This is a genomic window from Niallia circulans (assembly GCF_003726095.1).
Taxonomy (GTDB): domain Bacteria; phylum Bacillota; class Bacilli; order Bacillales; family Cytobacillaceae; genus Niallia; species Niallia circulans_A.
This window is the reverse complement of record NZ_CP026031.1, coordinates 4,526,514-4,550,727: the sequence shown is the minus strand read 5'-3', so window position 1 is coordinate 4,550,727 and position 24,214 is coordinate 4,526,514. Positions and strand designations below refer to the sequence as shown.

Here is a 24,214-nt window from a genome sequence, read left to right as displayed (position 1 = left end):
TTTATATCCCCCAAGCTTTCAAGATATTAATGTTTGAAATGTCTTACTCCTGTTAATACCATTGCAATTCCGTATTCATTGGCTTTTTTGATGGAATCTTCATCACGAATACTTCCACCTGTTTGAATAATTGCTGTTACTCCCGCTTTTGCAGCCGCTTCAACCGTGTCATCCATCGGGAAAAATGCATCTGATGCTAATACTGCCCCTACTGCTTTTTCTCCCGCTTGCTCTAAAGCAATTTTTGCAGAACCAACACGATTCATTTGCCCTGCACCAACACCTAGCGTCATTTCTTTGTTATTTACTACAATTGCATTTGACTTAACGTGCTTCACAATTTTCCATCCAAATTTCAGCGCTTCCCACTCTTCGTCTGTAGGCTTCTTCTCTGTAGGAATGGTGATGGCTGCATCCTCTAAAGAATAGCGATCAAAATCTTGTGTTAATAATCCACCCTCAATCGAAGTGAATTTCATTTCTTTGCTGCTTCCTGTTCCAAAAGGAATCGTTAATAAACGGATATTTTTCTTTGCTTGTAAAATATCTAATGCTTCTTGGGAATACGAAGGAGCGATTACTATTTCTAAGAAAATTTCATGCAGTTTGCTAGCTGTCTCTGCATCTACTTCTCTATTTAATGCAATAATTCCGCCAAAAATAGAGACTGGATCTGCTTCATATGCTTTCGAGAAAGCTGTGAAAATATCTTCGCCTGTTCCAACTCCACAAGGATTACTATGTTTAATCGCAACTGCAGCAGGCTCTGTAAATTCCTTTACAATTTGGATAGCAGCATCTGCATCATTGATATTATTGTAAGACAGTTCTTTTCCATGCAGTTGCGTCGCATTTGCAATCGAAAATTCAGATCCTAAAGGCTTGCGGTAAAAAGCTGCCTTTTGATGTGGATTTTCTCCATAGCGTAAAGGTTGCTTTAGTTCATATGTAACCGTTAATTTCTCTGGTGTTTCCTCTTCCGTAAGCTCTGTCATATATTCTGCAATCATCGCATCATAAGCAGCTGTATGACGGAATACCTTTGCAGCAAGTCTGCGTCTCGTTTCAAATGAGACTTCCGCTCCCTGCTTTAATTCCGAAATAACCGTTTGATAATCAACCGGATCTACCACTACAGTTACATACTGATGATTTTTTGCCGAAGCACGAAGCATTGTTGGTCCGCCGATATCGATATTTTCAATTGCATCTTCTACGGTTACATCCGGCTTCGCAATCGTTTGTTGAAAAGGATATAAATTGACACATACGAGTTGGATCGGATCAATCTTATGCTCTTCTAATTGAGCAGCATGGCTAGGTTCATCAAATTTAGCAAGCAATCCCCCGTGAATATAAGGATTTAAAGTTTTCACTCTTCCTTCTAATATTTCAGGAAAGCCAGTGACTTCACTAACACTCATTACAGGAATCCCACTATCTTGAATTGCCTTTTTTGTCCCGCCTGTCGAAATTAACTCAAAACCTAATTCATGAAGCTCTTTTGCAAAATCTGTAATACCTGTTTTATCAGAAACACTAATTAACGCTCTTTTTTTCATTATTATTCCTCCTGATATTTCATGCCTGTTGATTACGTACTTATTAATGAAATGCTTCTGCTTTATGGAGCAATTGTTGAATTACCTTTGGATATAACTGGTGCTCTAACGCCTGAATTTTTTCCTGCACGCTTTCCCTAGTATCTTCTTCAGTTAAGATAATTGATTCTTGCGCAATCACGGGACCGGTATCCATTCCTGCATCCACATAATGAATCGTAATGCCCGTTTGCTCGACCCTTGCCTCTATAGCTTGGCCTATGGCATCCTTGCCTGGGAAAGATGGCAGAAGAGATGGATGAATATTGATTATTTTTCCTGCATAAGCTTGTAAAAGTGTGTCGCCTACTAATCTCATATATCCTGCAAGAACAATTAAATCAATTTTATTCTTATCTAAATGCATTAAAATTTCTTTTTCATAATCTGCTTTTTCTGGATAATTCTTCGCTGCAAAAACAAAGGTGGGAATTTCTTCTTTTATCGCTCTATCTATCACATAAGCTCCTGGTTTATCCGAGACTAATAAAGTAATAGATGCATTTAATTCGCCTCGTTTCACTGCATTTATTATTGCCTGAAAGTTAGATCCATTACCAGAAGCAAAAACAGCAATCCGCTTCATATACAGTCCTCCGCCTTTATTTGAGGATGATATTTATTTCCCCGTCGTCTGTTACTTTTCCAATTGTATACGCCTTTTCTCCTATTCGAGTAAAGTGATCAATGATCTGTTCTTCGTCCTCTTTGCTTACAGCAAGAACCATTCCCGTTCCCATATTAAAGATGTTATACATCTCTTTACGATCGATTTCGCCAATTCCCTCCATTTTTTCAAAAACAGCAGGTACTTCCCAATTAGCTTCATCCAATTCCATTCCCAAACCTTCTGGAAGCATTCTTGGAATATTTTCGATAAATCCTCCCCCAGTAATGTGAGCGAGACCTTTAATTTCAAATTCTGCTAAAGCAGAAAGAACGGGCTTTACATAAATTCTAGTCGGCTTGATTAACTCTTCACCTAATGTACAGCCGAATTCCTCGATATAATCAGATAAAGACATACTCGCTTTTTCGAAAAATAATTTTCGCACAAGAGAATAGCCATTGCTATGAATACCATTAGAAGCGAGACCGATCAAGACATCTCCAGCTTGGATTTTTTCACCTGTTATAAGTTTTTCTTTCTCACAAGCTCCCACAGCAAATCCTGCTAGATCATATTCTTCTTCCCCATACATGCCCGGCATTTCAGCTGTTTCTCCGCCAACCAACGCACATCCGGCTTGCTCACAACCGTCTGCAATTCCTTTGACAATGGCCTCGATTTTACCAGGCTCTGCTTTTCCACAAGCAATATAGTCAAGGAAATAGATTGGTTCTGCCCCTTGGACGACGATATCATTTACGCACATTGCCACAGCATCAATTCCAATCGTATCGTGCTTATCCAGCATAAAAGCAAGCATTAGCTTTGTTCCTACCCCATCTGTCCCCGATACCAAAACGGGGTTTTGTAAATTTAGAACAGATAAATCAAACATGCCGCCAAATCCGCCTAATCCCCCCATAACGCCTGGACGAATCGTTTTCTTCACATGCTTTTTCATTCTTGTTACTGCCTCATAGCCTGCTTCTATATTAACGCCTGCTTGTTTATAAGCCTCAGCCATTTTATGCCTCCTAAATTGTGATAATTCAATGGAAAAGCGACATCATCGCATGCCGCCTTTCTTTTATTTACCGTTATTGTTAAACTTTTTCATATGGATGATCAGCGTTCGGATAAATTTCTGTCGGGTACTTGCCAGTAAAGCAAGCTAAACAATGCCCTCTGTTTTCCCCATCATCTGTACGGCCAATCGCATCAATCATTCCTTCTGTACTTAAGAAGATGAGCGAATCAGCACCAATGATTTCACGCAGTTCTTCTACAGAATATTTCGATGCAATTAACTCTTCTTTTGTTGACGTATCAATTCCATAGAAGCAAGGATTTTTAATTGGTGGAGAACTGATTAATACATGTACTTCTGTTGCTCCTGCTTCTCTTAGCATCGTTACAATGCGTCTACTTGTTGTACCACGTACAATTGAATCATCCACCATTATTACTCTTTTCCCTTCTACCACTCCACGAACAGCCGAAAGCTTCATCTTGACACCTTGCTCGCGAAGGGATTGCGAAGGCTGAATAAAAGTTCTGCCAACATAACGATTTTTAATTAATCCAAGCTCATACGGAATGCCTGTTGCTTCCGCATATCCAATTGCTGCTGAAATACTAGAGTCAGGTACTCCCGTTACTACATCTGCTTCAATTGGTGCTTCGATTGCTAATCTTTTCCCAAGATTTTTACGCGCAGTATGGACATTGATCCCATTGATATTGCTATCCGGTCTAGAGAAATAAACATACTCCATCGTACACATTGCAATATTAGAAGCGACAGAAAACATTTCTGAACGGAAGCCGTTATCGTCAATGATTAACAGTTCACCTGGTAATATATCACGAACAAACTCTGCTCCAACCACATCAAAGGCACATGTTTCAGATGCAACAACATAAGCATCACCTAATTTCCCTAAAGAAAGAGGACGCATTCCATTTGGATCTAGGGCAACCATTAATTCTGTTTCCGTTAAAATAAGAAAAGCATAGGCACCTTTAATCATTGTCAGCGCATTTTTCACTCTTTCTTTAAAAGCCGCAAAGCCGCCTCTTCTAATTAAATGTGCAAGCACCTCTGTATCAGAGCTTGTTTGAAAGATACTTCCTTGTGCTTCTAGCTGGCTTTTTAAAGCTGTGGCATTTACTAAATTTCCATTGTGAGCAAGTGCCATACTTCCGCTTTGGAAGTGGAACAGAAGAGGCTGGACATTTTCATATCCGCCGCCTCCTGCTGTGGCATAACGTACATGCCCAATTGCAGCTTTTCCGCTTAACTCTTTTATTGCTTCTTGCGTGAAAATTTCAGAGACTAATCCTTCTCCCTTAATTCCTTTTAATTTTTCTCCATCTGTCGCTACAATGCCAGTGCCCTCTTGACCACGATGCTGTAAGCTATGCAGTCCATAATATGCCAATTGAGATGCATCCTCATGTCCCCAAACACCAAAAATGCCACATTCCTCATTTAACCCTCTTATTTCAGCAAGCATGGAATTGCTCCTCTCCAGGCATTCGTTAACGAATCAACCTGTTCATTTACTAGAATAGTTTCCCCTTGACTAATGGTAAGAACGGCTGTATCTGTAACTTCTCCTACTAGTGTAGCAGGAACTAAATTTTCAAAAGTCTCTTTGTTTTCTGGTTTAATTGAAAGCAAGAAACGTGATTGTGATTCACTAAAAAGTGCTGTTACAGCATCTTCTGTAACCTTTACTTTGGCTCCTAATCCTTTTGAGTTGATTAAGCTTTCCGCAACAGCAACAGCTAAGCCACCTTCCGCTAAATCGTGAGCAGATTCTACAACGCCTGCACGAATTGCCTCCAGTACTGCTTGCTGATACGTTTTTTCAAGCTCTAAATCTAAGGAAGGTGCCTTGCCAGAAATAGTTCCTTCAAGCAATTTTTGCAGTTCACTTCCGCCAAACTCTGCTTTTGTTTCCCCAAGCACATAAATTAAGTCACCAGCAGATTTAAAGCTTTGTGTAGTAATGTCTTTCGTATCCTTTATTAATCCGACCATGCCAATGACAGGAGTAGGATAGATAGCTGTTCCATTTGTTTCGTTATATAAAGAGACATTCCCGCCGATTACTGGTGCATTCAAAGCTAAGCAAGCTTCACTAATTCCATCTGCCGCTTTTTCAATTTGCCAGAAAATCTCTGGTTTCTCTGGATTTCCAAAATTCAAGTTATCTGTAATGGCAAGTGGTTCTGCCCCAGAACAAACAATATTACGTGCTGCTTCTGCTACTGCAATCTTGCCGCCTGTTTCTGGATCTAAGTATAAATATCTTGCATTACAGTCCGTTGTCATCGCTAATGCCTTTTTCGTTCCGCGAATACGTACTACTGCAGCATCAGAGCCTGGTGCAACAACTGTATTCGTCCGAACCATATAGTCATATTGATCATAAACCCACTCTTTGCTTGCAATTGTAGGCTGTTTTAACAGATTAAGAAGTGTTTCTCCATAGTTGTTTACGGTAGGAATATAGTTTTCCATTGCTTGGAACTCACGATAATATGTTGGTTCACTAGATGGCTTATGATAGACAGGCGCATCCTCTGCCAAAGCATCTGCAGGCACATTTGCTACTACTTCTCCTTTATGAAGAAGACGAAGCATTTTATCACCTGTTACAACACCAATTGCTACTGCTTCTAAATCATATTTATGGAAAAGATCTTTAATTTCTTGTTCTCTTCCTTTTTTCACGACAATCAACATACGTTCTTGTGATTCAGAAAGCATCATTTCATAAGCAGTCATTCCTGTTTCTCGCTGTGGTACTAAATCTAAGTTCATTTCAATACCAGAGCCGGCTTTACTCGCCATTTCTGCACTGGAACTTGCCAGTCCTGCAGCCCCCATATCCTGAATACCAACTAATGCATCTGATTGAATCAGTTCAAGACATGCTTCCAAAAGAAGCTTTTCCATAAATGGATCTCCAACTTGTACTGCTGGACGCTTTTCATCTGAGTTCTCTGTTAATTCCTCAGAAGCAAATGTCGCACCATGAATACCGTCACGTCCTGTTTTGGCTCCAACATACATAACCGTATTCCCCACACCATGCGCTTGGCCTTTTTTTATATCTTCATGATTAATTAACCCAACACACATCGCATTTACAAGCGGATTTCCAGCATAGGAATCATCAAATGCAATTTCTCCACCAACTGTTGGAATCCCTATACAGTTACCATAGCCAGCAATTCCAGCAACTACTTCTTTAAAAAGGTATTTTGTCCGTTCATTATCTAATTCACCGAATCGTAGTGAGTTAAGAATCGCAATTGGTCTTGCTCCCATGGAAAAGACATCACGGATAATTCCGCCTACGCCTGTTGCTGCGCCTTGATATGGTTCAATAGCAGATGGATGGTTGTGACTCTCGATTTTAAACGCAACAGCTTGACCATCACCGATATCTACAATCCCTGCACCTTCACCAGGACCTTGTAACACTTGAGGTCCTGTCGTTGGGAATTTTCTTAATACTGGTTTCGAATTTTTATAACTGCAATGTTCTGACCACATAACAGAAAATAACCCAATCTCTGTATAGTTTGGAAGACGATCAAGAATTCCTTCTACCATCGCAAACTCTTCATCCGTCACACCCATTTGTTTGTAAATTTCTTCTGATTTAATTTGTTCTGGACTTGGTTCAAGCATTAACGACATTTGCTTCCCTCCACTGACTAACGATTGATTTAAATATTTTCAGACCATCTGCTCCACCTAAAAGCACATCTACCGCTCTTTCTGGGTGTGGCATCATGCCAAGGACATTACCTTTTTCATTTATGATTCCCGCAATATTTTCTAAACTTCCGTTTGGATTTGTACCATTGTAAGTAAAGATAATTTGGTTATTTGCTTTTAAGTTTGCTAATGTTTCTTCATCACAGTAGTAATTGCCTTCTCCGTGCGCAATCGGGACAGTGATTACTTCGTTTTCCTTATATGCAGAGGAGAACATCGTATTATTATTTACTACTTGCAGTTCAACTGGCTTACAGATAAACTTTAAGCTTTCATTTCTTCTCATCGCGCCAGGCAGTAAACCTGCTTCTAATAATATTTGGAATCCATTACATACACCTAGAATTGGTTTGCCTGCTTCTGCTGCTTTTATTACTTCTCTCATTACATTACTGAATCTTGCAATCGCTCCTGTACGAAGATAGTCACCATAAGAGAAACCTCCTGGAAGCAAAATTCCATCAAAGCCTTCTAAGCTGTCTGTATCATGCCAAACGTATTCTACTTCTTCTCCAAGCTCGTCTTTCACCGCATGAAACATATCAACATCACAATTGGATCCTGGAAATACGATTACTGCAAACTTCACTGTGCAACAACCTCCTCCACCTCATAGCGGTAATCCTCAATAACTGTATTAGCAAGCAGCTTTTCACACATTTCCTTCACTAGCTCATCAATGTTTCTTTCTGATTTATCAATTGTTAATTCTAGATATTTACCGATACGTACATCTTCTACTTCTTTATAATTTAATGAATGCAGTGATCCTTTTACGGCATTTCCTTGTGGATCTAATACACTTTCTCTTAATGTGATATATACTTTAACCTTAAACATGTTGACTGCCCCCTAATCTCGCTAAAATAGTTTCATATGCATCTGTTAAATTTCCTATATCGCGACGAAATACGTCTTTATCTAATTTCGCATTAGTTTCTTTATCCCAGAGTCGGCATGTATCCGGCGAAATTTCATCCGCAAGAAGAACATTTCCCTCTTTGTCTTTGCCAAATTCTAATTTGAAATCAACCAGGTTAATTCCCAATTCTCCAAAAAATCTGCATAATACTTCATTTACTTCCAATGCCTTTTTCTTTAAAATGGCAACTTCATCTGTTGATGCAAGCTTTAACTCTTCGATATGGTCCTCCGTAATCATTGGGTCACCTAATGCATCATCTTTGTAGTAAAACTCAACTAGCGGTTTTGATAACGAAATTCCCTCTTCTATTCCTAATCTTTTTGAAAAACTGCCTGCTGCTAAATTTCGAACAACAACTTCTAACGGAATAATGTCCACTTTTTTCACAAGCTGTTCTGTTTCTGACAATCTTTCCACGAAATGCGATGGAATACCAAAGTCTTTTAATTTTAAGAATAGTAAACTAGTAATCTCATTATTTAATCGACCTTTGCCTGTAATAGTTGCTTTCTTCTCTCCATTAAAGGCAGTAGCGGAATCCTTATATTCCAGCCAAACTATATTCTCATCCGAAGTTTCATACACTCTTTTTGCTTTTCCTTCATACAATAAAGCTCTCTTTTCCATTTGAAGAGTCTCCTTATCAAAAAAATTAGGGATAAAACGAAAAATTCTAACTTGCAATTTTTTACTCAAAATTCGGTATATTCTGTTTTCATAATTTATAGTAGAGCTGCCATATTAGGTGACAGCTCTTATTTTTTTATAGTCCAAGACGATTAAAAATCGTATCAACATGTTTAATATGGAAGTGATAATCAAAACAATCATCAATTTCTTCTTTTGTTAACTTAGAAGAAATGACTGCATCGCTATCTACTAGCTCACGGAATGGTACTTGCTTTTCCCATGATTCCATTGCTCTAGGCTGTACAGTATCATACGCCTCTTCTCTTGTAAGCCCCTTATCTATTAGAGCTAGTAATACTCGTTGTGAGTAAATTAATCCCAGTGTACGATCCATATTACGCTTCATATTCTCTGGGAATACAGTTAGGTTTTTCACGATATTACTGAAGCGATTTAACATATAATTTAAGGCAATCGTTGCATCAGGAATAATAATCCGCTCAGCAGAAGAGTGAGATATATCTCTTTCGTGCCATAGAGGAACATTTTCATAAGCAGTCAGCATATAACCACGAATCACACGAGCAAGACCAGCCATATTTTCTGAACCAATTGGGTTACGTTTATGCGGCATTGCTGAAGAACCTTTTTGTCCTTTTGCGAAAAACTCTTCTACTTCTCTTGTTTCACTTTTTTGCAATCCACGAATTTCTACTGCAAATTTTTCAATGGATGTAGCGATTAACGCTAAAGTAGACATATAATCCGCATGGCGATCGCGCTGTAACGTCTGGGTTGAAATCGGCGCTGGCTTTAATCCTAATTCTTTACAAACATATTGCTCAACAAAAGGATCAATATTAGCATAAGTTCCTACCGCACCAGAAATCTTACCGTATTCAATACCTTCAGCAGCTGCTTTAAATCTTTCCAGATTACGTTTCATTTCTTCATGCCATAGTGCTAGTTTCAAACCGAATGTTGTAGGTTCTGCATGTACGCCATGTGTACGTCCCATCATAACGGTATACTTATGTTCTTGCGCTTTGTTTTTTAAAACATCAATAAAGTTCTCTACGTCTTTTAATAAAATTTCATTTGCTTGTTTAATTAAGTAGGAAAGTGCTGTATCTACAACATCTGTAGAAGTTAGACCGTAATGCACCCATTTTCGTTCTTCTCCAAGTGTTTCCGATACCGCTCTAGTAAATGCTACAACATCATGTCTTGTATCCATTTCTATTTCTTTAATACGCTCGATATCAAATGAAGCATTTTTGCGGATTTTTTTTACATCCTCTTGTGGAATTTCACCAAGCTTTACCCAAGCCTCACATGCTAAAATTTCTACCTCTAACCACGCTTTAAAGCGATTTTCCTCTGTCCAAATGTTTCCCATTTCTGGTCTTGTGTAACGATCAATCATTGTTTATCCTCCGATTTTTTCTTTCTGTACCTTCCATATGTGCGTATTCTCGATTTCATCCAAAGCCATTTCAACAGAAGAACGAAGCAAGGTAGCATGCCCCATCTTTCTATTTTCTTTAGGATCCTGTTTTCCATAAAGATGGATCTTCCAATCCTGTAATTCAGGAATTTGTTCGATTATCTTTTCTTGATGCTGACCGAGAATATTAACCATAACAGTAGGTCTTAATAATCTAGTGCTTGCTAACGGCCAATTGCACACCGCACGGATATGCTGCTCAAACTGTGAAGTCTCGCATGCCTCAATTGTATAATGCCCAGAGTTATGTGGTCTAGGTGCCAACTCATTAATATAAATCTCTTCATCCTCGGTCAGGAACATTTCTACTGCTAATGTTCCTACCAAATTTAGATTTTCAGCAAGCTTACTTGCCTTTTCAATCGCTAAGTCCTTTGCTAAGTCACTAATGCGAGCTGGAACAATTGATTCATGCAAAATATTATTAAGATGAATATTTTCACTAACTGGAAAAACAGTAGCTTCTCCCTTTCCACTTCTAGTGATAATAACTGATATTTCCTTATTAAAAGAAATCCATTTTTCTAATACACAGACTCCATTATTCAAAAGCTTTTCCGCTTCTGCTATTTGGCTGCTTTCTTTAATAACATATTGGCCTTTTCCATCATAACCTCCACGGGCCGTTTTTAAAACAGCTGGATAGCCTAATTCTGCTAATCCATTATAAATATCCCTAGCTTTTTCTACGACAACATATGGAGCTATATTAATACCAGCTTGTTCGATTGCTTTTTTTTCCTTCACCCGATCTTGCGTTATTTCTAATAAAGCTGAACCCTGAGGAACATACGCATTATTCGTTAGCCATTCGAGACAAACAGCATCTATATTTTCAAATTCATACGTAATGACATCACTAATCTCTGCTAGCTTCTTAATAGCAGATAGACTATCATATGCATCTACTATTTTATAGTCAGCTATCTGCCCACAAGGAGAGTCTTCAGTCGGATCTAATACAGCAATTCTAAACCCTTGTGCTTTTGCCGCAATTGCCATCATCCTCCCTAGCTGACCGCCACCTATAATGCCAATCGTCTGCCCAGGTAAGATTACTCGATTAGACAAGCTCATCACTACTTTCCATCACTTCTTTTTTTGTTCTTTCTCTCATGGAAAAAAGTCTTTCTGCTATTTCTAAGTCTGAGGCACCAAGGATTTGGGCTGCAAGAAGTCCAGCATTAGTTGCCCCAGCTTTTCCAATTGCTACAGTAGCTACAGGAACTCCTCCAGGCATTTGTACAATTGACAATAATGAATCCAGCCCATTTAGAGCTCTTGATTGAACAGGAACTCCTATAACAGGCAAAGTTGTCTTAGCTGCAACCATCCCTGGAAGATGTGCTGCTCCTCCTGCTCCCGCAATAATTACTTTAATTCCTCTATCTCTCGCGCTTTCAGCATATTCAAACATTAAGTCAGGAGTACGATGAGCAGAGACTACTTTTTTCTCGTAATCTACTTCCAGTTGATCTAATATGCTACAAGCATGCTTCATTGTCTCCCAATCTGATTTACTCCCCATGATAATACCAACTGATGCGGTCATGCTCTTCCCCCTGATTCCAATTTAAAAAGCCCTAGACAGAAAACTTCTACACTAAAAGAGAGAAAGTATCTGTCCAGAGCTTAAATAAACCTGAATAAAGTAGGTTTCTACTTTTTTCAGCTCTTTTTCATTCACTTTCCCTCATAGTCCAGTATTTTACGGTTACCGGGTAGAAACTTATGGGCCATATTCCCATTATTATATGAGGGCTATTTAATTAAACAATTATTTCGTTTATCTGTTAGTTAACACTATACCATCTTAACAAGCATATTTATATATTGTCAACACTAAATGTCGAACAATTAATATAGTTTTATTTTTATTGTTCGTGATTTAACCTTCTAATTGGATAGCTTCAAAGATTATTTGCTGTGACACAGGCTCATAAGACATTTGACCATTTACCTTTACTTCTTTAAAAACAGGCTTTTCCATCCGCTTTATTGGCATATAGCCTTCCTGTTTCATTCTGTCTAAACAGTCATCAATCGACTCATTTGTTTGCACTTCAAATCTTTTTTTCTTACTCATTAAATAACTTTCCTTTCTTAACACTTTTCACCCAGAACCCGCCATATATTGTTTTTGGCTCATATGCAATTATAAATGCTTTTGGGTCTAATTCTTTAATTGTTTGATATAATTTTAATTCATATTTTCGAGGAGTCAATATCTGCAAAGCCATACGGTCGCCTTCTAATCCTTGTGCAGTCCACGTTGTTACTCCATATCCCTGTGTTCTTAATGATTTCGGTAAATCTCGATCATATTCCTTTGTAATAACATTTACTGTTATATATCCTAAAGCCAGTTTTTCCTCTATCTTCATCCCTACAATGACTCCTATTCCATAACCAATAGCGTAGGCAACCAAGTTTTGAATTTGATCTAAATTATCTAAAACCAGCCCTAATCCAATAACATAAATGACTACCTCAATCATACTGATGAAGGCAGCTAAGTATCTTTGTCCCTTTAAAGTTAAAATCATTCGTATCGTAAAAAAAGAAACATAAACAATATTAATTACAAGAATAATCAATATCATTGTAACACTATTTTCAAGCATATACTTTCTCACTCCCAGATGTATTAATCATTCCTATATTATACTTATAATTACCTATTTAGAGAGAAGTAAACAATCTTCCCTCTACATACAGAAGACAGATAAATCAGAAAAAGGATTAAATAATAGAAGAAAGTAGAATTTTTTCATTTTCATATCTAATTCAACTTTGACAAATTAATCCCTAAAATCAGATTTATGATTCGGATAATATTTAGTATAGAAAAAAGACCTAAAAGCATATGCTCTTAGGTCTTTTAGTGCCTGGCAACGTCCTACTCTCACAGGGAGAGAACCCCCAACTACCATCGGCGCTGAGAAGCTTAACTTCCGTGTTCGGTATGGGAACGGGTGTGACCTTCTCGCTATCGCCACCAGACTATTTAATTTTTGAGGTTATTCCCTCAAAACTAGATTATGAAGTAAAAGAAAGAACAAGTAATCTTTCTTAGCTTACGCTAAGATTATTTTAGTTAAGTCCTCGATCTATTAGTATCAGTCAGCTCCACATGTCGCCACGCTTCCACCTCTGACCTATCAACCTGATCATCTTTCAGGGATCTTACTAGCTTGCGCTATGGGAAATCTCATCTTGAGGGGGCTTCATGCTTAGATGCTTTCAGCACTTATCCCTTCCGCACATAGCTACCCAGCGATGCCTTTGGCAAGACAACTGGTACACCAGCGGTGCGTCCATCCCGGTCCTCTCGTACTAAGGACAGCTCCTCTCAAATTTCCTACGCCCACGACGGATAGGGACCGAACTGTCTCACGACGTTCTGAACCCAGCTCGCGTACCGCTTTAATGGGCGAACAGCCCAACCCTTGGGACCGACTACAGCCCCAGGATGCGATGAGCCGACATCGAGGTGCCAAACCTCCCCGTCGATGTGGACTCTTGGGGGAGATAAGCCTGTTATCCCCGGGGTAGCTTTTATCCGTTGAGCGATGGCCCTTCCATGCGGAACCACCGGATCACTAAGCCCGACTTTCGTCCCTGCTCGACTTGTAGGTCTCGCAGTCAAGCTCCCTTGTGCCTTTACACTCTACGAATGATTTCCAACCATTCTGAGGGAACCTTTGGGCGCCTCCGTTACTTTTTAGGAGGCGACCGCCCCAGTCAAACTGCCCACCTGACACTGTCTCCCACCCCGATCAGGGGTGCGGGTTAGAATGTCAATACAGCCAGGGTAGTATCCCACCAATGCCTCCACCGAAGCTAGCGCTCCGGCTTCCAAGGCTCCTACCTATCCTGTACAAGCTGTACCAAAATTCAATATCAGGCTGCAGTAAAGCTCCACGGGGTCTTTCCGTCCTGTCGCGGGTAACCTGCATCTTCACAGGTACTATAATTTCACCGAGTCTCTCGTTGAGACAGTGCCCAGATCGTTACACCTTTCGTGCGGGTCGGAACTTACCCGACAAGGAATTTCGCTACCTTAGGACCGTTATAGTTACGGCCGCCGTTTACTGGGGCTTCAATTCAGAGCTTCGCACTAACGTGCTAACCCCTCCTCTTAACCTTCCAGCACCGGGCAGGTGTCAGCCCCTATACTTCGCCTTGCGGCTTCGCAGAGACCTGTGTTTTTGCTAAACAGTCGCCTGGGCCTATTCACTGCGGCTCTCGCAGGCTTGCACCCGCAAGAGCACCCCTTCTCCCGAAGTTACGGGGTCATTTTGCCGAGTTCCTTAACGAGAGTTCTCTCGCTCACCTTAGGATTCTCTCCTCGCCTACCTGTGTCGGTTTGCGGTACGGGCACCCTAAATCTCGCTAGAGGCTTTTCTTGGCAGTGTGGAATCAGGAACTTCGGTACTATATTTCCCTCGCCGTCACAGCTCCGCTTATGTGGTAATGGGATTTGCCTCATTACCAGCCTAACTGCTTGGACGTGCTAACCCAACAGCACGCTTACCCTATCCTCCTGCGTCCCCCCATTGCTCAAACGATTTAAAGGTGGTACAGGAATATCAACCTGTTATCCATCGCCTACGCTTTTCAGCCTCGGCTTAGGTCCCGACTAACCCTGAGCGGACGAGCCTTCCTCAGGAAACCTTAGGCATTCGGTGGATGAGATTCTCACTCATCTTTCGCTACTCATACCGGCATTCTCACTTCTAAGCGCTCCACCAGTCCTTACGGTCTAGCTTCAACGCCCTTAGAACGCTCTCCTACCACTGACATCAAAGATGTCAATCCACAGCTTCGGTGATACGTTTAGCCCCGGTACATTTTCGGCGCAGAGTCACTCGACCAGTGAGCTATTACGCACTCTTTAAATGGTGGCTGCTTCTAAGCCAACATCCTGGTTGTCTAAGCAACTCCACATCCTTTTCCACTTAACGTATACTTTGGGACCTTAGCTGGTGGTCTGGGCTGTTTCCCTCTTGACCACGGATCTTATCACTCGTAGTCTGACTCCCAAGAATAAGTATTTGGCATTCGGAGTTTGTCTGAATTCGGTAACCCGATGGGGGCCCCTAGTCCAAACAGTGCTCTACCTCCAATACTCTAAATCTTGAGGCTAGCCCTAAAGCTATTTCGGAGAGAACCAGCTATCTCCAAGTTCGATTGGAATTTCTCCGCTACCCACACCTCATCCCCGCACTTTTCAACGTGCGTGGGTTCGGGCCTCCATCCAGTGTTACCTGGACTTCACCCTGGACATGGGTAGATCACCTGGTTTCGGGTCTACAACCACATACTATTTCGCCCTATTCAGACTCGCTTTCGCTGCGGCTCCGTCTCTTCAACTTAACCTTGCATGTAATCGTAACTCGCCGGTTCATTCTACAAAAGGCACGCTATCACCCATAAAAGGGCTCTAACTACTTATAGGCACACGGTTTCAGGATCTATTTCACTCCCCTTCCGGGGTGCTTTTCACCTTTCCCTCACGGTACTGGTTCACTATCGGTCACTAGGGAGTATTTAGCCTTGGGAGATGGTCCTCCCTGCTTCCGACGGGATTTCTCGTGTCCCGCCGTACTCAGGATACACTCAAGAGGGAACGAAGTTTCGACTACAGGGTTTTTACCTTCTACGACTGACCTTTCCAGATCAATTCGTCTACCCCGTTCCTTTGTAACTCCATATAGAGTGTCCTACAACCCCAAGAGGTAAGCCTCTTGGTTTGGGCTAATCCCGTTTCGCTCGCCGCTACTCAGGGAATCGCGTTTGCTTTCTCTTCCTCCGGGTACTTAGATGTTTCAGTTCCCCGGGTCTGCCTTCAGTACCCTATGTATTCAGGTAAAGATTCTATCCCATTACGGATAGAGGGTTTCCCCATTCGGAAATCTCTGGATCAAAGCTTACTTACAGCTCCCCAAAGCATATCGGTGTTAATCCCGTCCTTCATCGGCTCCTAGTGCCAAGGCATCCACCGTGCGCCCTTTCTAACTTAACTTAGTTTCGACCAAAGATAAGCGGTGTATCTCTTCGTCAGCTTCCTCACTCTGCTCCTCACGTACTGTCGTACGCTCTGGTGCTCGTTCGGTCGCTTCCTTGACCTACTTGCTTCTCTTTGCTCTCCAATCTTTGAAGGAGTATTCGTTTAATACGACTACTTTCCAAAGAAGTAATTCTCTAAAATAGAGAATCTAAGATGGCGATTACTCGGTTTCTTTCTTGGTTCTTACTATTCATAATCTAGTTTTCAAGGAACAATTTCGGCTAAAGATAAACTTCGCATCTCTTCGTCAGCTTCTTCGCTCTGCTCCTCACGTACTGTCGTACGCTCCGGTGCTCGCGCATTTGCTTCCTTGATCTACTTGTTTCTCTTTACCCTCAAACTTATTACTGTTTTGAGGAATTAATTGCTCCCTCAAAACTGAACAATCAAATCGTCAACAATCTTTGATGGAATGTAAATTCCATTTTCCTTAGAAAGGAGGTGATCCAGCCGCACCTTCCGATACGGCTACCTTGTTACGACTTCACCCCAATCATCTATCCCACCTTAGGCGGCTGGCTCCAAAAGGTTACCCCACCGACTTCGGGTGTTACAAACTCTCGTGGTGTGACGGGCGGTGTGTACAAGGCCCGGGAACGTATTCACCGCGGCATGCTGATCCGCGATTACTAGCGATTCCAGCTTCATGTAGGCGAGTTGCAGCCTACAATCCGAACTGAGAATGGTTTTATGGGATTTGCTCGACCTCGCGGTTTTGCTGCCCTTTGTACCATCCATTGTAGCACGTGTGTAGCCCAGGTCATAAGGGGCATGATGATTTGACGTCATCCCCACCTTCCTCCGGTTTGTCACCGGCAGTCACCTTAGAGTGCCCAACTGAATGCTGGCAACTAAGATCAAGGGTTGCGCTCGTTGCGGGACTTAACCCAACATCTCACGACACGAGCTGACGACAACCATGCACCACCTGTCACTCTGTCCCCCGAAGGGGAACGTCCTATCTCTAGGAGTGTCAGAGGATGTCAAGACCTGGTAAGGTTCTTCGCGTTGCTTCGAATTAAACCACATGCTCCACCGCTTGTGCGGGCCCCCGTCAATTCCTTTGAGTTTCAGCCTTGCGGCCGTACTCCCCAGGCGGAGTGCTTAATGCGTTTGCTGCAGCACTAAAGGGCGGAAACCCTCTAACACTTAGCACTCATCGTTTACGGCGTGGACTACCAGGGTATCTAATCCTGTTTGCTCCCCACGCTTTCGCGCCTCAGCGTCAGTTACAGACCAAAGAGTCGCCTTCGCCACTGGTGTTCCTCCACATCTCTACGCATTTCACCGCTACACGTGGAATTCCACTCTTCTCTTCTGCACTCAAGTCCCCCAGTTTCCAATGACCCTCCACGGTTGAGCCGTGGGCTTTCACATCAGACTTAAAGGACCGCCTGCGCGCGCTTTACGCCCAATAATTCCGGACAACGCTTGCCACCTACGTATTACCGCGGCTGCTGGCACGTAGTTAGCCGTGGCTTTCTGGTTAGGTACCGTCAAGGTACAAGCAGTTACTCTTGTACTTGTTCTTCCCTAACAACAGAGTTTTACGATCCGAAAACCTTCATCACTCACGCGGCGTTGCTCCGTCAGACTTTCGTCCATTGCGGAAGATTCCCTACTGCTGCCTCCCGTAGGAGTCTGGGCCGTGTCTCAGTCCCAGTGTGGCCGATCACCCTCTCAGGTCGGCTACGCATCGTTGCCTTGGTGAGCCGTTACCTCACCAACTAGCTAATGCGCCGCGGGCCCATCTGTAAGTGACAGCGTAAACCGTCTTTCAGCTTTTCCTCATGAGAGGAAAAGGATTATCCGGTATTAGCTCCGGTTTCCCGAAGTTATCCCAGTCTTACAGGCAGGTTGCCCACGTGTTACTCACCCGTCCGCCGCTAACTTTAAAAGCAAGCTTTTAAAGTCCGCTCGACTTGCATGTATTAGGCACGCCGCCAGCGTTCGTCCTGAGCCAGGATCAAACTCTCCAATAAAGAGTTGATTAGCTCATTGCTAAACTCTAGCTTTTTGTTACTTTTTTGTTTTATAACGCTAGTTATAAAACGATTATTGTTGACGTTTGTTTGTTCAGTTTTCAAAGAGCAATTTATCGTTGCTATCAGATGCAACTTTTATATATTATCACATTTAATAGTTACTAGTCAATAACTTTCTTAAAAACTTTCAACTATTAAATTATCAATTTCCGTTACCATTCAAGGTAACTTTTACATAATAACAATTATCCATACAATCGTCAACAGTTTTTTATATTTTTCCAATCAAATTAAACTCTCAGAATATATAAGAGGAGCATGCTTTTTACTATCTATTCTAATTAATCCTATTCGGTTTATTTCCCCTTTTAGCTTTTCATCCATCTTTAAACAATAATTATATGCATCCTTAAGTTTTTCTTCTGAAAGTCTATTAGCTAAGGTGCAATGCGGAACCCATTTACCCGGAAGATATACCGACTCTTCATCATCAATAAAGGAGGCGAAATTTCTATGATGATCAGAATGTAAATCAAGTAACTCTTCAGTTATAGTCGGGGAATAAAATAACGTTTTTGTATTTATAAAAGATCCTATTGTCTGAAAATCAACTCTAACTTTTTCTTTACCTTTATAAAAAGTTCCCATCTTATGTATAAAGCTCATGACCGGAATATCTTTATAGTTTGCTAGTGTAATATGTGGCACTCTATCACCGACTTCTCTCGCATAATAGGATATTTCGTTACTCTCTAAGCCTTCCCATATCATTTTTATTCTTTGTTCTAATTCTAGATTAAACAATGCAACTACTGCATACATCGCAATCTTCTCCTTTATTTAATAGATAGTGTCTTTTATTTTTTCTAAAATCGAATTTTCTCTAGCTATCCAAGGATTGTAATTTAATTGAGATAATGCATATTTATTTCTTCAATCGCCTTATCAACAAATATCCATACTGGCGTAGAATCGAGTTCAAACTCATAAGCGTCTAGCTCTTGCTCCATCTTTTCATCTTTTACAAGCTCACACAGATAATAATGAGATACCATTTGAAAATATATATGCTTATCGTACTAATCAACTTGATTATCTATTACTTTTCCTAGATATTCTTTTCACTTCTCTCCATAACGCTTCTACAAGTCCCTCCTCCCGGAAACTTAAAGTCACCTTTATTTGTTTGCATAAGTAAAATCTTTTGCTTCTCAATCATCACAGCCCTTACTGCTACTCGGCGACGAATTTTCTGGTATTCTCCCTTTATATCCCGACCTATCCTTTCATTAAATTGCACTTTAGTACCTCCGCAGTCTTTCTATTTTAACCCCCATGAAATATTTTTCACTAAGGAACTTTCTCAAAACTTCATACAAGTTATTATTTCTTACTTTTTCTAGACTAATTTCTATTTTTCTTATCCCTATTCGAAACTTCACATAAAGCTATTGATTGTTGATATATCATAAGCGATTCTTTATAAAAAAAGAACAAGTTAGTTATGAATCCAGATTACCTCTTTATTATACGCTTTAACAAAATCATCAATAGATGCGAATGACAGTTAAAAAATGTATTAAAGCATACTTGGCTATTTCACCCTTATTAAACAGTTGTTAAAAACGTTACCTATAATCTAATAGGCATCTTAAGATACACTTATAAGATTAAAGAAATCCGTTTTTACAAATAATAGTTTCAATCATTTCCTTGCCTAATCTGCTCCCAATTTCCCCTAACCATCTCTTCATCTTTTCATAACATTTAGAAATCAATTAAGGTAATAGAAGCTTAACATACATCCTTTTTATGAACATTATTCCATAAAGATTTTTTTAGTAATAGTAAATATAGAATAAAAAATAAAATTAAATGAACTATTCGCAGTGATTAACCGTCTTATGATTTGAAAAAGAAAAAGGAGGCATCGATTTTACTTTGGACAATGAGAAAAGACTTATTAGATTTGCAAAAGAAGGAAACGAAGATGCCTCCACTCTTCTTTTTATTCATTAGTTTACTCGGACCAATTTTATATTTTGGCATAGGAAGAAAAAAATTAGGAGACACTAAAACGTTCGTACAAGTAAATCATTAGAAATAACATTTTAAAGACCATCAAGCAATAAGTAAATCTCCTTTCACCATTAAAAATAATTGTTGTACAGCATTATTAGGTCCAAATGAAGCTGGGGAAACCAACTATTCTTCTTCATATGCTCGCTGCTTCGCTATCCCGAACAAAAGGTTCCATCTCTTCCAACGGAGAAAATGACTATCGTAAACATATTGACTTTATGCCCCAGCATCCTAGTTTCTTTAATTGGATGACTCCCAAGAAATTTTAAATGAATTATAAATAATAGCCTTTCATTCGTTGGACTAACCGAGAAAATGAACCAGTTTCCACCTTAGAAATCCAGAAGGAAGAAAAAAATTACTAGAGCTTATGAGAAAATTAAAGGATAAGATGAAAATCCGTTTTTCCACCCACGGCCTCAACGTTACAAAAAAGTTTGTGATTACGGAAATCCCCCTTACTGCTTTTAAATTACATCAGTCTACTTATCCACACACAAAAAGACCTAAAAGCTATATACTTTTAGGTCTTTTTGTGCCTGGCGACGTCCTACTCTCACAGGGGGAGAACCCCCAACTACCATCGGCGCTGAGAAGCTTAACTTCCGTGTTCGGTATGGGAACGGGTGTGACCTTCTCGCTATCGCCACCAGACTATTTAATTTTTGAGGTTATTCCCTCAAAACTAGATTATGAAGTAAAAGAAAGAACAAGTAATCTTTCTTAGCTTACGCTAAGATTATTTTAGTTAAGTCCTCGATCTATTAGTATCAGTCAGCTCCACATGTCGCCATGCTTCCACCTCTGACCTATCAACCTGATCATCTTTCAGGGATCTTACTAGCTTACGCTATGGGAAATCTCATCTTGAGGGGGGCTTCATGCTTAGATGCTTTCAGCACTTATCCCTTCCGCACATAGCTACCCAGCGATGCCTTTGGCAAGACAACTGGTACACCAGCGGTGCGTCCATCCCGGTCCTCTCGTACTAAGGACAGCTCCTCTCAAATTTCCTACGCCCACGACGGATAGGGACCGAACTGTCTCACGACGTTCTGAACCCAGCTCGCGTACCGCTTTAATGGGCGAACAGCCCAACCCTTGGGACCGACTACAGCCCCAGGATGCGATGAGCCGACATCGAGGTGCCAAACCTCCCCGTCGATGTGGACTCTTGGGGGAGATAAGCCTGTTATCCCCGGGGTAGCTTTTATCCGTTGAGCGATGGCCCTTCCATGCGGAACCACCGGATCACTAAGCCCGACTTTCGTCCCTGCTCGACTTGTAGGTCTCGCAGTCAAGCTCCCTTGTGCCTTTACACTCTACGAATGATTTCCAACCATTCTGAGGGAACCTTTGGGCGCCTCCGTTACTTTTTAGGAGGCGACCGCCCCAGTCAAACTGCCCACCTGACACTGTCTCCCACCCCGATCAGGGGTGCGGGTTAGAATGTCAATACAGCCAGGGTAGTATCCCACCAATGCCTCCACCGAAGCTAGCGCTCCGGCTTCCAAGGCTCCTACCTATCCTGTACAAGCTGTACCAAAATTCAATATCAGGCTGCAGTAAAGCTCCACGGGGTCTTTCCGTCCTGTCGCGGGTAACCTGCATCTTCACAGGTACTATAATTTCACCGAGTCTCTCGTTGAGACAGTGCCCAGATCGTTACACCTTTCGTGCGGGTCGGAACTTACCCGACAAGGAATTTCGCTACCTTAGGACCGTTATAGTTACGGCCGCCGTTTACTGGGGCTTCAATTCAGAGCTTCGCACTAACGTGCTAACCCCTCCTCTTAACCTTCCAGCACCGGGCAGGTGTCAGCCCCTATACTTCGCCTTGCGGCTTCGCAGAGACCTGTGTTTTTGCTAAACAGTCGCCTGGGCCTATTCACTGCGGCTCTCGCAGGCTTGCACCCGCAAGAGCACCCCTTCTCCCGAAGTTACGGGGTCATTTTGCCGAGTTCCTTAACGAGAGTTCTCTCGCTCACCTTAGGATTCTCTCCTCGCCTACCTGTGTCGGTTTGCGGTACGGGCACCCTAAATCTCGCTAGAGGCTTTTCTTGGCAGTGTGGAATCAGGAACTTCGGTACTATATTTCCCTCGCCGTCACAGCTCCGCTTATGTGGTAATGGGATTTGCCTCATTACCAGCCTAACTGCTTGGACGTGCTAATCCAACAGCACGCTTACCCTATCCTCCTGCGTCCCCCCATTGCTCAAACGATTTAAAGGTGGTACAGGAATATCAACCTGTTATCCATCGCCTACGCTTTTCAGCCTCGGCTTAGGTCCCGACTAACCCTGAGCGGACGAGCCTTCCTCAGGAAACCTTAGGCATTCGGTGGATGAGATTCTCACTCATCTTTCGCTACTCATACCGGCATTCTCACTTCTAAGCGCTCCACCAGTCCTTACGGTCTAGCTTCAACGCCCTTAGAACGCTCTCCTACCACTGACATCAAAGATGTCAATCCACAGCTTCGGTGATACGTTTAGCCCCGGTACATTTTCGGCGCAGAGTCACTCGACCAGTGAGCTATTACGCACTCTTTAAATGGTGGCTGCTTCTAAGCCAACATCCTGGTTGTCTAAGCAACTCCACATCCTTTTCCACTTAACGTATACTTTGGGACCTTAGCTGGTGGTCTGGGCTGTTTCCCTCTTGACCACGGATCTTATCACTCGTAGTCTGACTCCCAAGAATAAGTATTTGGCATTCGGAGTTTGTCTGAATTCGGTAACCCGATGGGGGCCCCTAGTCCAAACAGTGCTCTACCTCCAATACTCTAAATCTTGAGGCTAGCCCTAAAGCTATTTCGGAGAGAACCAGCTATCTCCAAGTTCGATTGGAATTTCTCCGCTACCCACACCTCATCCCCGCACTTTTCAACGTGCGTGGGTTCGGGCCTCCATCCAGTGTTACCTGGACTTCACCCTGGACATGGGTAGATCACCTGGTTTCGGGTCTACAACCACATACTATTTCGCCCTATTCAGACTCGCTTTCGCTGCGGCTCCGTCTCTTCAACTTAACCTCGCATGTAATCGTAACTCGCCGGTTCATTCTACAAAAGGCACGCTATCACCCATAAAAGGGCTCTAACTACTTGTAGGCACACGGTTTCAGGATCTATTTCACTCCCCTTCCGGGGTGCTTTTCACCTTTCCCTCACGGTACTGGTTCACTATCGGTCACTAGGGAGTATTTAGCCTTGGGAGATGGTCCTCCCTGCTTCCGACGGGATTTCTCGTGTCCCGCCGTACTCAGGATACACTCAAGAGGGAACGAAGTTTCGACTACAGGGTTTTTACCTTCTACGACTGACCTTTCCAGATCGATTCGTCTACCCCGTTCCTTTGTAACTCCATATAGAGTGTCCTACAACCCCAAGAGGCAAGCCTCTTGGTTTGGGCTAATCCCGTTTCGCTCGCCGCTACTCAGGGAATCGCGTTTGCTTTCTCTTCCTCCGGGTACTTAGATGTTTCAGTTCCCCGGGTCTGCCTTCAGTACCCTATGTATTCAGGTAAAGATTCTATCCCATTACGGATAGAGGGTTTCCCCATTCGGAAATCTCTGGATCAAAGCTTACTTACAGCTCCCCAAAGCATATCGGTGTTAATCCCGTCCTTCATCGGCTCCTAGTGCCAAGGCATCCACCGTGCGCCCTTTCTAACTTAACTTAGTTTCGACCAAAGATAAGCGGCGTATCTCTTCGTCAGCTTCTTCACTCTGCTCCTCTCGTACTGTCGTACGCTCCGGTGCTCGTTCGGTCGCTTCCTTGACCTACTCGCTTCTCTTTGCTCTCCAATCTTTGAAGGAGTATTCGTTTAATACGACTACTTTCCAAAGAAGTAATTCTCTAAAATAGAGAATCTAAGATGGCGATTACTCGGTTTCTTTCTTGGTTCTTACTATTCATAATCTAGTTTTCAAGGAACAATTTCGGCTAAAGATAAACTTCGCATCTCTTCGTCAGCTTCTTCGCTCTGCTCCTCACGTACTG

15 protein-coding genes, 5 rRNA genes and 1 riboswitch are annotated in these 24,214 nt (G+C 41.9%); all 20 genes read right to left on the bottom strand.

Annotated features, from left to right (window positions below; all coding sequences use genetic code 11):
• Positions 1 to 26: 26 nt before the first annotated feature.
• The 20 genes from purH to C2I06_RS21685 all read right to left on the bottom strand — a co-directional run bounded on the left by purH (position 27) and on the right by C2I06_RS21685 (position 23,891).
• Positions 27 to 1,562, bottom strand: coding sequence for a bifunctional phosphoribosylaminoimidazolecarboxamide formyltransferase/IMP cyclohydrolase (gene purH, locus C2I06_RS21780; protein ID WP_095333442.1), 1,536 nt, complete (start codon positions 1,560 to 1,562; stop codon positions 27 to 29).
• Between the two features lie 43 nt (positions 1,563 to 1,605).
• Entirely contained in the window at positions 1,606 to 2,187 is a 582-nt protein-coding gene (purN, locus tag C2I06_RS21775; protein ID WP_095333445.1) for a phosphoribosylglycinamide formyltransferase, read from the bottom strand.
• 16 nt (positions 2,188 to 2,203) lie between these two features.
• Positions 2,204 to 3,235, bottom strand: a complete 1,032-nt coding sequence (gene purM, locus C2I06_RS21770; RefSeq protein WP_095333447.1) for a phosphoribosylformylglycinamidine cyclo-ligase — start codon at positions 3,233 to 3,235, stop codon at positions 2,204 to 2,206.
• A gap of 79 nt (positions 3,236 to 3,314) precedes the next feature.
• Positions 3,315 to 4,727, bottom strand: a complete 1,413-nt coding sequence (purF, locus tag C2I06_RS21765; RefSeq protein WP_047944712.1) for an amidophosphoribosyltransferase — start codon at positions 4,725 to 4,727, stop codon at positions 3,315 to 3,317.
• The gene (purL, locus tag C2I06_RS21760) at positions 4,712 to 6,928 is read right to left on the bottom strand and encodes a phosphoribosylformylglycinamidine synthase subunit PurL (RefSeq protein WP_095333449.1); all 2,217 of its coding nucleotides are present in this window, start codon (positions 6,926 to 6,928) and stop codon (positions 4,712 to 4,714) included. The genes purF and purL overlap by 16 nt, the downstream gene beginning before the upstream one ends.
• Positions 6,912 to 7,598 (bottom strand): phosphoribosylformylglycinamidine synthase subunit PurQ, encoded by a 687-nt coding sequence (gene purQ / locus C2I06_RS21755; RefSeq protein WP_095333451.1) that lies wholly within the window; start codon positions 7,596 to 7,598, stop codon positions 6,912 to 6,914. The genes purL and purQ overlap by 17 nt, the downstream gene beginning before the upstream one ends.
• Entirely contained in the window at positions 7,595 to 7,849 is a 255-nt protein-coding gene (purS, locus tag C2I06_RS21750; protein WP_016205034.1) for a phosphoribosylformylglycinamidine synthase subunit PurS, read from the bottom strand. The genes purQ and purS overlap by 4 nt, the downstream gene beginning before the upstream one ends.
• Positions 7,842 to 8,561, bottom strand: coding sequence for a phosphoribosylaminoimidazolesuccinocarboxamide synthase (gene purC / locus C2I06_RS21745; protein WP_095333454.1), 720 nt, complete (start codon positions 8,559 to 8,561; stop codon positions 7,842 to 7,844). Before purC ends, purS begins: the two co-directional genes overlap by 8 nt.
• Positions 8,562 to 8,697: 136 nt before the next feature.
• Positions 8,698 to 9,990: an adenylosuccinate lyase gene (gene purB, locus C2I06_RS21740; RefSeq protein WP_123258835.1), complete on the bottom strand. Its 1,293-nt coding sequence runs from the start codon at positions 9,988 to 9,990 to the stop codon at positions 8,698 to 8,700.
• Positions 9,991 to 9,993: 3 nt separating this feature from the next.
• On the bottom strand, positions 9,994 to 11,148 hold the full coding sequence (gene purK, locus C2I06_RS21735) for a 5-(carboxyamino)imidazole ribonucleotide synthase (RefSeq protein WP_171509280.1): 1,155 nt from the start codon (positions 11,146 to 11,148) through the stop codon (positions 9,994 to 9,996).
• Positions 11,135 to 11,623, bottom strand: coding sequence for a 5-(carboxyamino)imidazole ribonucleotide mutase (gene purE, locus C2I06_RS21730; RefSeq protein ID WP_095333458.1), 489 nt, complete (start codon positions 11,621 to 11,623; stop codon positions 11,135 to 11,137). Before purE ends, purK begins: the two co-directional genes overlap by 14 nt.
• 124 nt (positions 11,624 to 11,747) lie before the next feature.
• Positions 11,748 to 11,849, bottom strand: a riboswitch (purine riboswitch).
• Positions 11,850 to 11,959: 110 nt separating this feature from the next.
• Positions 11,960 to 12,157 (bottom strand): NETI motif-containing protein, encoded by a 198-nt coding sequence (locus tag C2I06_RS21725; RefSeq protein WP_047944722.1) that lies wholly within the window; start codon positions 12,155 to 12,157, stop codon positions 11,960 to 11,962.
• Positions 12,150 to 12,695 carry a DUF2179 domain-containing protein gene (locus C2I06_RS21720; protein WP_095333460.1) on the bottom strand — a complete coding sequence of 182 codons (546 nt, stop codon included), beginning with the start codon at positions 12,693 to 12,695 and terminating at the stop codon, positions 12,150 to 12,152. The genes C2I06_RS21725 and C2I06_RS21720 overlap by 8 nt, the downstream gene beginning before the upstream one ends.
• Positions 12,696 to 12,957: 262 nt before the next feature.
• Positions 12,958 to 13,074, bottom strand: a 5S ribosomal RNA gene (gene rrf / locus C2I06_RS21715).
• Positions 13,075 to 13,164: 90 nt separating this feature from the next.
• Positions 13,165 to 16,099: ribosomal RNA gene (locus C2I06_RS21710) — 23S ribosomal RNA — on the bottom strand.
• A gap of 479 nt (positions 16,100 to 16,578) precedes the next feature.
• Positions 16,579 to 18,126 (bottom strand): 16S ribosomal RNA (locus tag C2I06_RS21705).
• Together the 16S, 23S and 5S rRNA genes form the textbook arrangement of a ribosomal RNA operon.
• 288 nt (positions 18,127 to 18,414) lie before the next feature.
• A complete protein-coding gene (locus C2I06_RS21700; protein ID WP_095334373.1) occupies positions 18,415 to 18,951 on the bottom strand; it encodes a 2'-5' RNA ligase family protein in 537 nt (178 codons plus the stop codon).
• Positions 18,952 to 19,237: 286 nt separating this feature from the next.
• Positions 19,238 to 19,429, bottom strand: coding sequence for an NUDIX hydrolase (locus tag C2I06_RS21695; RefSeq protein WP_095334372.1), 192 nt, complete (start codon positions 19,427 to 19,429; stop codon positions 19,238 to 19,240).
• A 1,319-nt stretch (positions 19,430 to 20,748) separates the two neighbouring features.
• A 5S ribosomal RNA gene (gene rrf / locus C2I06_RS21690) occupies positions 20,749 to 20,865 on the bottom strand.
• Positions 20,866 to 20,955: 90 nt separating this feature from the next.
• Positions 20,956 to 23,891 (bottom strand): 23S ribosomal RNA (locus C2I06_RS21685).
• Positions 23,892 to 24,214 lie beyond the last annotated feature (323 nt).